Origin of the sequence: Peptoniphilus indolicus ATCC 29427, assembly GCF_000227315.1 — a bacterium.
GTDB classification, from domain to species: domain Bacteria; phylum Bacillota; class Clostridia; order Tissierellales; family Peptoniphilaceae; genus Peptoniphilus; species Peptoniphilus indolicus.
Genome location: NZ_JH165061.1, coordinates 478,511 through 489,473, shown reverse-complemented (window position 1 = coordinate 489,473; position 10,963 = coordinate 478,511). Strand labels below are relative to the sequence as shown.

At 35.3% G+C, this 10,963-nt stretch carries 14 protein-coding genes; 2 read left to right on the top strand and 12 right to left on the bottom strand.

The window, feature by feature from the left end; genetic code table 11:
* From HMPREF9129_RS02300 to rlmD, 12 genes are all read right to left on the bottom strand, one after another.
* Positions 1-1,782: VirB4-like conjugal transfer ATPase, CD1110 family (locus HMPREF9129_RS02300; RefSeq protein ID WP_370882800.1), on the bottom strand; the 1,782-nt coding region annotated here is incomplete at its 3' end.
* Positions 1,682-2,083, bottom strand: a complete 402-nt coding sequence (locus HMPREF9129_RS02295; RefSeq protein WP_004819933.1) for a PrgI family protein — start codon at positions 2,081-2,083, stop codon at positions 1,682-1,684. The genes HMPREF9129_RS02300 and HMPREF9129_RS02295, both read right to left, overlap by 101 nt.
* Before the next feature lie 3 nt (positions 2,084-2,086).
* Positions 2,087-2,350: a hypothetical protein gene (locus HMPREF9129_RS02290; RefSeq protein ID WP_000595839.1), complete on the bottom strand. Its 264-nt coding sequence runs from the start codon at positions 2,348-2,350 to the stop codon at positions 2,087-2,089.
* Positions 2,351-2,367: 17 nt separating this feature from the next.
* Positions 2,368-3,231 carry a VirB6/TrbL-like conjugal transfer protein, CD1112 family gene (locus tag HMPREF9129_RS02285; protein ID WP_004819928.1) on the bottom strand — a complete coding sequence of 288 codons (864 nt, stop codon included), beginning with the start codon at positions 3,229-3,231 and terminating at the stop codon, positions 2,368-2,370.
* 19 nt (positions 3,232-3,250) lie between these two features.
* A complete protein-coding gene (locus HMPREF9129_RS02280) occupies positions 3,251-3,466 on the bottom strand; it encodes a Maff2 family mobile element protein (protein ID WP_000394208.1) in 216 nt (71 codons plus the stop codon).
* A 3-nt stretch (positions 3,467-3,469) separates the two neighbouring features.
* Entirely contained in the window at positions 3,470-3,781 is a 312-nt protein-coding gene (locus tag HMPREF9129_RS02275; protein WP_000807039.1) for a single-stranded DNA-binding protein, read from the bottom strand.
* A gap of 159 nt (positions 3,782-3,940) precedes the next feature.
* Positions 3,941-5,725: a VirD4-like conjugal transfer protein, CD1115 family gene (locus tag HMPREF9129_RS02270; RefSeq protein WP_004819908.1), complete on the bottom strand. Its 1,785-nt coding sequence runs from the start codon at positions 5,723-5,725 to the stop codon at positions 3,941-3,943.
* On the bottom strand, positions 5,722-6,207 hold the full coding sequence (locus tag HMPREF9129_RS02265) for a PcfB family protein (protein ID WP_004819906.1): 486 nt from the start codon (positions 6,205-6,207) through the stop codon (positions 5,722-5,724). The genes HMPREF9129_RS02270 and HMPREF9129_RS02265 overlap by 4 nt, the downstream gene beginning before the upstream one ends.
* Positions 6,204-7,055 (bottom strand): ATP-binding protein, encoded by an 852-nt coding sequence (locus HMPREF9129_RS02260; protein ID WP_004819904.1) that lies wholly within the window; start codon positions 7,053-7,055, stop codon positions 6,204-6,206. Before HMPREF9129_RS02260 ends, HMPREF9129_RS02265 begins: the two co-directional genes overlap by 4 nt.
* The gene (locus HMPREF9129_RS02255; protein ID WP_000344986.1) at positions 7,052-7,822 is read right to left on the bottom strand and encodes a replication initiator protein A; all 771 of its coding nucleotides are present in this window, start codon (positions 7,820-7,822) and stop codon (positions 7,052-7,054) included. Before HMPREF9129_RS02255 ends, HMPREF9129_RS02260 begins: the two co-directional genes overlap by 4 nt.
* 90 nt (positions 7,823-7,912) lie before the next feature.
* Entirely contained in the window at positions 7,913-8,194 is a 282-nt protein-coding gene (locus HMPREF9129_RS02250) for a CD1845 family protein (RefSeq protein WP_004819900.1), read from the bottom strand.
* An 18-nt stretch (positions 8,195-8,212) separates the two neighbouring features.
* On the bottom strand, positions 8,213-9,811 hold the full coding sequence (rlmD, locus tag HMPREF9129_RS02245; RefSeq protein WP_004819898.1) for a 23S rRNA (uracil(1939)-C(5))-methyltransferase RlmD: 1,599 nt from the start codon (positions 9,809-9,811) through the stop codon (positions 8,213-8,215).
* 92 nt (positions 9,812-9,903) lie between these two features.
* On the opposite strand from rlmD, the gene HMPREF9129_RS02240 reads away from it, so the two are divergent.
* On the top strand, positions 9,904-10,737 hold the full coding sequence (locus HMPREF9129_RS02240; RefSeq protein ID WP_004819896.1) for a polysaccharide deacetylase family protein: 834 nt from the start codon (positions 9,904-9,906) through the stop codon (positions 10,735-10,737).
* Positions 10,738-10,775: 38 nt separating this feature from the next.
* Positions 10,776-10,963: hypothetical protein (locus HMPREF9129_RS11910; protein ID WP_218916018.1), on the top strand; the 188-nt coding region annotated here is incomplete at its 3' end.

Genomic DNA, 10,963 nt, shown 5'->3' with positions numbered 1-10,963 from the left:
GTCAGGAGTCGGATTTTCAAAATACTTTTCATAGATTTTAGGAAGGCACCTATCTATAACCGACTTTTCTTCTGCTGTAAGTCCGCTTCCTCCAACTACAAGTTCAAGCATGGACATAATGAAATTTGCCTTGTCTTTAAGAGGTGCATCTCCATCTCCGTAATTCATATTTATATCAAGGGGATTTAAGTAGTCTTTTGACTTACTGCTGACCTTTATCACTTCTCCCTTAAACTGTCTTACAAGGTTTCCATACTCCCCTTCTGGATCGCAGATAATCACATCATCGTCCGTTACTAAAATTGCATTTGCCATTTCTCTTTTAGCACTAAAGGATTTACCACTTCCAGGAGTTCCGAGGATTAGACCGTTTGGATTTTTGAGTTTTTTCCTATCTGCCATAATCAGGTTATGGCTTAAGGCATTTAGTCCGTAATAAAGACTGTTACTTGAATTGATAAAAAGCTCCTCTGTGGTAAAGGGCATAAAAACTGCCGTAGATGATGAGGTTAGTCCTCTATCTATCTCAATCTTGTTTACGCCAAGAGGTAGCACGCTGATAAGTCCTTGTTCTTGCGCATGGTCAAGTCTTTTCAGCTTACAGTTATGCTTATTTGAAATGGAACTTATCTGAGAGATTGTGTTATCAAGCTTTTGCACCGTTTTTGCAAAGTTCATAAAGACGATACTTACCACAAACATTCGCTCATCTCTTGTCTGTAAGTCCTTTAGGAGGCTTTTTACATCTTCTCCATAGGTGATTAAGTCCGATGGAAGAATGTCCATATCATAACCGCTTCTTACCGCTTTCTTATTTTCCTCAATTTTCATCTTGTCAATATCGGTATTTTTTCTCTTTACCATTTTAATAGCTTCCGATTGGTCGATTGCCTTAATATGAAATGAAATATTGATGTTATCATCAATATCCAAAAACTCGGCAAGCATACGGTCTGAAAGCTCGCTGGCAAGAATTTGAAAATGGCTGACTGCACCGATAAACTTCCCAAACTTAAAATACCTTGACGGAGTAAAGTTAAATTCATCAGGAGCAATATATGTCTTTGTGCTTTCTTTTTTCTTTAAGTCCTTGTATGAAAATTCAAAGGTCTTATTGGGATTTAATATATCGTGAAGTATCTTTAATCTTTCTTCTCCTGTAAGACTTTCAGCTCTCACTCCCATGCTTTTTAGATTAGATAATATATCTATCTCCAGTCTTTCAAGTTTTGATGTAGCCTGTTCTAAATTATCAGCTTCCACTGTAAAGGTTATATACTTTGATTTTTTCAGTCCGTTATTTCCCTTTACAATCTGACTTTTTAGCATCTCTCTAAACTCAAGTCGTATACCGTCAAATCCATCCCCTTTATCCGGTATCTGAATTGCCGATTTCATTTCTTCGTTTCGTCCAAGCTGATTGATGTAGGAAAATTCTATGCTGACACTTGGATCAAAGGAATTTAAGAAATTTGCAAACTGATTAAAAATCAAATCCCTATCCTCATCTAAGGCAAGCTGATAGTTGATGTCCTGAAAGGCTATGCTTTTACTGAAGTGCTTTTCATCAAGCTGACATATCCCGCTTTTTAAGAGTCTAAGATAGGGAATGGTATCTTCGACAGTATATCTTTTTGGTTCTTTTCTAAAAATAAGGTCAAGTAGCCCGCCTTTATCTTTTTTAGATTTTCCCTTGTTTTGCTTTAAGTCCTGTCTTTGACTTCTTAACATCTTTTTGTTTTGTTCTAACTTTACCTGCTGAATCTTTCTTTTGTCTTTCAAGGTAAACCTCCTTTCTCACTCTTTTTTGTGGCTGATAAAACTTATGAAGGTAAATATATTTAAAATATTTCTCAAATGTCAGTCCGTCCTTTTCAAAAAGAGTGATGAAAAATATAGGGAGTGTGGACAAAATGAGAAATATGACGGCTATATCATTTGGAACGATCTTTCGCATAAATAAATAGACTGGTAGTCCTACCAGTCCTGCGAGTGTGAAACCTATCATCTGCCTTTTTGTTAAGTTAAAAGCTACCTTTGTTTTTACCTTCTTTAGGTCTTTTGGGATTGGTACATACGCCATAACTTACCTCCCATCTTCTTTTTCCTTTGAAAGCTCTGCCATGTGTTCATAAACAGAGCCGATTTCTTCCTGAATGCTTTCTATCTGTTTATCTGTATTTTTGTTATATCTTTCCTGCAAAATACAAAAGTCATTATGGCAGCGACCGATGTCTTTTGTTCTTTCTTCCAAGTCATTAATCTTGCTAAAAAGTTTGATTCTATCAATCACCGCTATAACACCTGCTCCGATTACTACTGCTGTAAATACTGTTTTTCTTTTGATCATCCTATCCTTCCTTTCTGTTAGTGTGCATTTAATACGCTTTTGGCCAGAGTTCCGCTCTTTAGCATCATTAACCCCAGCAAAACCGCATATCCAAGTATCGTCATGGTACTTGTGTGTATATCTGTTATCTTTATTGTCTTAACTAATACTGCGTATATTCCAAGACAAACCATTAAAAAGAGTCCTTGTAGCCCAAGTGCAAATAGTCCTTTGATATAGTTTGTTCCAATTTGTCCCCACTCTTTGTTTCCCATTGTGGCAAATGGAATGGCTGAAACCGATGAGTAAACATAAATCTCAAACATTCTTCCGTAAACCACAAGCATGATTACAATGGAAATTACCTCTATGGCAACCTTTATGAGTGAGGTTTCAAAGAGAATCATGACAAGCTCTCCAAGCCCCTTTTCTTTTAAGGTATCCATCATTGCCACTATCTGATCTCCGGAAACGGTGGCAGAGGTATTTATCACCCCTGCCGCCTTATTTACCATATGTTGTGCCACATCAAAGACTGCCATTGAAAATTCAAAAGCATGAGATACTAACCATACAGCAATCCACATCTTAATGATGTACTTAAAAAATTCAAAGGTGTCCGTATCATGCATATTGTTCTTTTGCATTACCATATTGATAAGCTCAATACAAAGGACTGCTGTGATGATTAGTCCCGCTATGGGAATAATGACGGAATCGTTAATGCTTTTGATAAAGGCAAATACATCTCCGTTCCACCCCATGGGAGTTTTTCCTACATCTGTTGCAACTGCACCAACTTTATCGTTGATGTCAAGAAACATGGTCTCTAAGTTTGCTTGGATACCGCCCAGTAGAAGTTCCTTAAAAAATTCTTCTATCTTGTCGAATATTCCAAACATCTAAGCTCTCCTTTTCTTCTTACTTGAGTACATTGGCAAGAAGTGGAATGAGCTTTAATCCGATAAGGACAATACCGCCTCCTGCCATAAGCTGCTTAATACCCTGAGATTTTGCACCGGGATTGTCATTCCCATATCCTTCCATCAGGTTAATAACGCCCCATGCTCCAAGTCCTGCACCTACTGCCATAACTAAAATCTTTAATACATTTACTGCCTGTGTAAAAAATTCCATAATTTATTCCTCCTCGTTTTCTTCTTTCTTTTCAATTTTATTGTATGACTTCACAACAAAGTTTTTGTAAGTCTTTCCGTCTTTTTCACGCTTCTTAAAGTAACCAAAGATATGAATCAAATCGCCCTTTTCAAAGGCTTTTGCTGTTTCTGACTTTTCACCATAGGCTGCACAATTGATATATTCCTTACCTTTTCCATACTTTTTTACAAGTGTGAAGTTTGCAACCTCAACAGCTTCTCCCTCTTTGTCAAAACTCGAAAAAGTTGGTTCTGCCAATAAATTGGCATTGATGTTAATCATTTCTTGCTTCATTAAAAATTTCTCCTTTTCTTTTCAATAAAAAAAGCGATCGGAGTTTTTCTTTTCCAATCGCTAATACTCTTGCTATTTAGTTTTCCTTAGTGGGACTTCTTATCCTTATCATATCTTCTCCTTGCAATAAAAAAAGCAGTAAATCTATGTTCTTTAGACTTACTGCACTCTTGTAATAACCGTTTCTCTATTTAATTTTGCTTTCCCTTTTCGCTTGATATATTCCTCAATATCAAAGGCATTTTTCTTATCAAAATCTTCAAGTAACTTGTAATTCTTATGCTTTGTAATATCAAATTTATCTGATAAAAACGGTCTTACACCTCGAAGCTGAAAAATACATTTACTGCCATCCATAACCGTTATCTCATCTTGACTCATCAGCTCTTTTCCTGTCTTTTGGTAATTCAGTCCATAGCTATTGGCATTGGATCGTGTTTCCGATGTGTTATATAGATCTATGGTTTCTTTACCAAGTGTTTCAGATAGCTCCTTTAGTGTGGTCTTTTCCTTTCCACCAAGAAACAAAGTGCTATCGCAGTTGCCTACAATGGTATCTGCATTATCCTTGTAGATTGCCTTTAGCTGAGATTGTGCCTGCAAGATAATACTTGCTGAAATCTCTCTGCTTCGGATTGTTGCAATCAATTTCTCGAATTTTGGAATTAAGCCGATGTTGGCAAACTCGTCAAGCAAGCACCTTACATGAACAGGTAATCTTCCCCCGTATTCATCATCTGCCTTATCGCAAAGTAGGTTAAATAACTGCGAGTACATAATAGACACCACAAAGTTAAAAGTATCATCTGTATCAGAGATAATAACAAAAAGTGCTGTCTTTCTATCTCCGAGTGTATCAAGCTCAAGTTCATCTTCTTTCATCAAGTCCCTAAGCTCTTGAATATCAAAAGGAGCAAGCCTTGCACCACATGAAATAAGAATAGACTTCGCCGTTTTTCCAGCAGCAAGTTTGTACTTTTTATATTGCTTTACCGCAAAGTGCGTAGGCTCTTTCTTTTCCAATGCTTCAAATAGTCTATCAATGGGATTCATATATGTTTCATCATCTTCCCTGACTTCTGAAGCGTCTATCATATCCAGTAGTGTTGCAAAGTTCTTTTCTTCTCTTGGAGCTTCATAGAAGATATATCCAATAAGAGCTGTATAGTAGAGTTTTTCGGCTTTCACCCAAAAGTCCTCACCTGCTTTTTCACCCTCTCCCTTTGTGTTTGCAATAATTGTCTGCACTAATTTGAGTATATCTTTTTCACTTCTAAGGTAGGCGAATGGATTATACTTCATGCTCTTTTTGAAGTTGATGGTATTTAAAATTTTTATCTCATAGCCATTATCTTCAAGCATCTTGCCACACTCAATGACTATCGTTCCTTTAGGATCTGTTACGCAATATGACGAGTGCATCTGCATAAGATTCGGTTTTACATAAAATCTCGTTTTTCCACTTCCTGATCCACCGATTACAAGCACATTTTTGTTACGAGCATATTTAGGATTTGCCGGTCTGCCATTCATGGTTAATCGCTCAGTTTGGGTAAGTAAGATGTTATTTTGGAACTTTTCATCAACATAAGGCTCTATATCTTTTCTCGTTCCCCATCGTGCTGATCCATACTCTTTCCCCTGTCTGAACTTTTTAGCATTTTTCCCTTTGGTATAGACTATAAATTTAATTAAAACTGCTACTCCTACGCCCATTAAAATATCAGTTGGATGAATACTCGGAATAAAGCTCATGGTATTAAGCTCTAATATTCCTTGAAAGATTTTGTCTATCACATCGCCACCAGTATAGGCTCTTACATGGTGAGAAAAGATATTGCCAACATAGAAAAATGCAAGATAGGGAATATTCTGCTTTAGAAACTTTGCCTTATCTTGCACCTTAAATAAGCCTTTGATGTCTTTTAGTATCTTATCTATCATAGGCTCTGCTCCTTTTGTTTATTCTTGACTTTATCTTTAGAAATAGTATTCTTTGCCATCTCCTTGAACTTCTCAATATTTTTGTGAATGGACTCTTTCCTTTCCGTTTTCTTTTCCGATTCTGAAAGAGCGTGTTTAAAGGCTTTATCCATCACTTTCATATCTTTCGCTTGAAAGAACACTGAGTATTTACCTGATTCTTTGTCTTTCATTACCGAAAACTTAACTCCATATCTGTTCAGTTCTTTTTTCAGTTCCTTCAATTCTGTTTCTTCTACTGGTATCTCTTCAAGCTGTCCCTTTTTAACCATATCTTTGAGCTTCACTTCATTTCCTTTGCTACTAACGAGCTTTTCCAGTCCTCCGAGTTTCTCAGCCTCTTTCATTAGTTTCTTGAGTAAAGTCAAAAGAAGTTTTGCTGTTACTTTTCCGGCTTTAACCTCCATATTCAGCGTTTTTCTTGCAATTTCTTCATTGATCAAGTTCTCTCACCTCCAGTCAGTAATCTTTCTTTATTCCTCTTTAATTTTTCTTCCTGAATAACTTTTCTGTAATCTTCTCCAAGTACCATCACAGGAATACACATCTCAATAATCCTTGAGTAAATCCTCTGATATTCCACACTATCCGTACAGTTTTCAATTTGGCTGTATGAAAAATTTGTGGTAAAGATTGTTGGCTTATGCTTTAAATACCTGTTATTCACAATGTTATATACCTGCTCTTTGGCATAGCTTGTATCTCTTTCAATTCCTAAATCATCTAAGATGAGAACGGAAGTGTTTACAAGGGATTCGATATATGCGTTTTTATCAAGGTCAAATCCGCCTTTTTGCAGTTCGTTGATTATCTGTGAAAAGTTTCTAATCTTAACGCTTATCTGATATTGTTCAATCAGTGCATTGGCAATAGAGCAGGCAAGATAGGTCTTTCCGCTACCCACCGAACCATAAAACAAAAGTCCGATGTTTTCTTTTTTCATCAGTTCATAATCTTTTACAAAATTCTTTGCGATAATAAGGCTCTGATTTTCTTTTCCATGATAGTTTTCAAAGGTATATGCCCATTGAATCATGGATGTGAAGCAGATACTTTTTAATCTCTCGATTTCAAGCTGCTTTTGTCTTTCTTTTTCTTTTGTTTCTCTATCTCTATCGCATTTACAAGCTGTCTTAAATATCATCTGTTTTCCGAAAAATTCTAATGCTTTTCCATCTTTTCTTTCATGACACACTTTACAGTAGGCGTGTCCGTCTTTAATGTATTCTTTTTCAGGATTGAAGCTGTACTCCACATCTTCTATCATCACTTTCTCTAATTCTTTAATCATAAATGTACTCCCTTGTTATATTCCTCCCATGTAGGGATATTGGATTTTTTCTTACTTCCCTGATCTTTATAAAACCAAGAAAGGATTGTTGCTTTATGGTCTTTATATGTCTTTCCGGTACTTTGAAGATAGGTTGATAGTCTTTCAATGTAGTTATCAAGCTCTCCTGCCATTTTTATTTGTAATTCTCCTATGTCTTCGTCCTTTAAAAAGACATTTTGAAATGTTCCAAGTCCGCTTTTCCCAAAACTATATTCTCTCTTACTATACTTACTCTTATTATTCTCTATATAGTTAGAGTCAACATTTTGAACTTCCTGAAGTTCATTTTCTTTACTTCTGAGGTTAAAATCTCTTACTTCTGAAGTTAAGTTTTTTGACTTCTGAAAGTCATTTTCTTTTACCGCTATTATGCTCATAAAGTCTTTGACATAAATGACATTCGGCTTACCAAGTCCAAGCCTTACTCTTTCAATCAGTCCTATTCCTTTTTTGCTGTCTAACTCGTCCAATGTTTTTATGGCAGTAGGCTTTGAGATATTTCTTCTTCTCATAATTTCTTCAACAGTAAAATAGATAAATACTCTGCCTTCCTTGTCCACCCAGTTATTCTTAAAGGACATTCCTGTGCGTTTCAAAAGCATGGAGTATAGGATAATGGCTTCAGCAGATAGTCCCTTAAATTCTTCTCCATCTACCAATATTTCAGGTACTTTCAGAAAGTTAAATCTTTCCGCTTCTCTGTTATAGAAATAGTCAAAGTCCATGCAAGATCACCTCCCTCCTTAAAAATTTGCAAAGAAAAAGACGATAGTTTTTTCTTCTATCGCCTTTGGCAACCATTTTTATGAAATTTTTTAGATTGATTTTATCGCTTCATTGATACCTTGTAAAAAAGCTATAACTGTTGCTCCAACCATCGGTATTCCGTATGGACTAACTAAGAATCCAATAATCAATGCTTCGATTCCGATGGTAACTTCTTTTTGCAGAAAAGATGCAATTGCTCCAAATATGCAAAAAATCATCAGCAAATACAGTAGGGCTGTTCCGATACCAAGTAGAAATGTCAGAAATGCTGTGAGGATACTTAATACCAAGCTAATTGGAAATAAGATTATTTTTATTATCCAACTCATAAATACCCTCCATTTCTATTAAATCATTTTAAAATGCCTTAAAGCATCCATGATAGCTTCCTCTTTTTCCGGTGTGCATTGTGGAATAACTTGTTTATCTTTTTTTGACTTATTATAGTGCTCCCTTAATTCAATACCACATTTCCTTTTAATCTGAGCAATATAGAGTGTCGAAACCTTTAAATTGAATTTTTCTAATATATATTCTTTGATTTGTGCATAAGTAGCCTTGCTTTCAGCACTTGTCAAATCAAGCTCATCCAGCTTAATTTCAACATCTATATGCTTATCGACATCAAGTTTGGACAATAACGCTACCGTCTCCACATGAGAAGTTCTTGGGAACTGGTCAAGAGCCTTAATTTGAACTATTTCATATCCACGTTCTACAAATTTTTTTAAATCTCTCGCCTGTGTCACCGGATTACATGAAATATATAAAAACTTCTCTGGTGAAAAGTCTATTATTTTATCTATTGCCTTTGGATTTATTCCCTCTCTTGGTGGATCAAGCACTATTACATCCGGCACATATTCCAAATCTTTTACTGCATTTAAAACGTCGTCTGCTATGAATTTTATATTTGTCATGCCATTTAGTTTGGCATTTTCTCTTGCAGCTTCTACAGCTTCTTCAACTATCTCTATGCCAAGGGCCTCTTTTGTTCCCTGTCCCATTATTTGAGTTATAGTTCCCGTTCCACAATATAGATCTAGCAACACTTTGTCTCCCATATTTCCAAGCATATCTCTCGCCAAGCTATACAACACCTCGGCAGATTTTGTGTTTGTTTGGAAGAATGAATACAAACCAACTTTAAATTTCAATCCTAAAACTTCTTCGTTTAGATAGTCTCTTCCGTAATAAACTTCAACAACTTCCGGAACAATTGCATCGGATAGCGCATCATTCTTAGTGTGTATAATTCCGACTATTTTTCCATCTAGTTCTAATTTTAAAAGTTCTTCAAAATATGTCGTGTAATCAAATTCTTCGCTTGTTGTTACTAAATTTACCAATATTTCTCCAAGAATAGATTTTCTAATCAAAAGGTGTCTTAAATTTCCAACATGTCTCATCTTGTGGTATGGTTTTAAAACTCCGTCAAAATAATCTCTTGTAAAAGCTCTTATTGTGTTGAAATCCTGACTTACTATGTTGCAATCTGTTGTGTTTACAACTTCATAAAATCTATTTTTCATGTGTAGCCCAAGCGCTAATGGACCGTCCTTGTACTCATCTGAAAATGTGTACTCCATTTTATTTCTGTAGTCTTTATAAACGGGCGAAGCGACCATTTCTATATCAAAGTCAAATCCCTCGTCTCTATATAATTTATTTAATAATTCTCTCTTGTATTCTATTTCATTTTCATACGAAAATCTTTGGTATGTACATCCTCCGCACACTTCTAAATGTTCACAATTATTTTCTGTTTCAATCGGTGCCGATTTTAATACATTTATCAGTTTCCCTTTTCTGTGTCCTGCTTTTTTAATTTCTACAACTTGTCCTTTTATTCCGCCCTTTATTTTAAGTTCAAAATTTTCTCCCACAACTGTTGACTTGTTTGGAAATTTTGAATCTATTATAGTTCCTGTAAGTATTTTTTTCATAATTCACTCCTCTTTTGAATTATACCATAGAAGATTGTTTCTTAGGTTTATGTTAAAATGTTTACAACACATTATTTTAATCGGAGGACTTTATGAAAAAGTATATATTTTTAATTCTCATCGTGCTTGGTTTCGGACTTATATATTGGTTTCGAATTAGGACTGTGGGCAAGGGAACTCTGCCAGTGATAACTTACCATGGAATAAGTGATGAAAATCCAACTAATAGTGAATATGTGATTTCAAATGCCAAGTTTGAAGAAACTATAAAAGCTTTGAAGGAAGCTGATTTTACTTTCCTAACTCTATATGATTTAGACAAGCTTGTGAGTGGAGAGATGAAACTTCCAAAAAATCCTATATTTATAACTTTTGATGATGGTTACAGAAATAACTATGAAAATGCATATCCGATACTAAAAAAATATGGTGCTAAAGCTTCTCTCTTCATGGTAGGCTCTCAGCTCGAAAGACCTGATTTTCTAACTCGCCCGCAAATTATAGAAATGGCTGAATCGGGTGTATTTGCCTTTGGCAGTCACACTTATAGTTTAGATGGAACTTTTTTGGATGGTGCAAACAAGGGCAAGACTTTTCTCTCTTCTAAACTCGAAGGGGAAACTGACGCGGAATTTTACGCAAAAATAAAAAATGATCTGGTTTGGAACAATGACGTAGTTTACAATATGTCTTCAACTTTTCCAAATGCAATTGCATATCCAGGTGCAATGGTAAATGAAATTGCCAAAAAAGCGGTTGTTGATGCGGGATTAAAATATGGTTTTGTCGGCGCAAATAAGTTTGCTACAAAACTCAGCAAACTAGACCCTGATAATCCTGAAACCTTGCTTGAAATCCACAGATTCCACGTAAGTCCGTCTACTAACGTAAAAAATTTAGTTAGATTTTTACAATCAAATAACTAGCAAAATATTTTGAACTTTGTACTCAATAGGAGTTAGCTATGGTATTTTCCTTCTTAATTTTATTTTCTGTAACGATAATTTTATATGTGCTTTACAATAATGGTATTGTCTCTTTATCTACTAAGGTTGCTCTACTCTTTTATGAAAAATTTAGTCTTTCAAATGACAATCACTATGCTAAATTTAAATTTTGTACCGGTTTTACAAGGCGTGTTTTAATACTATT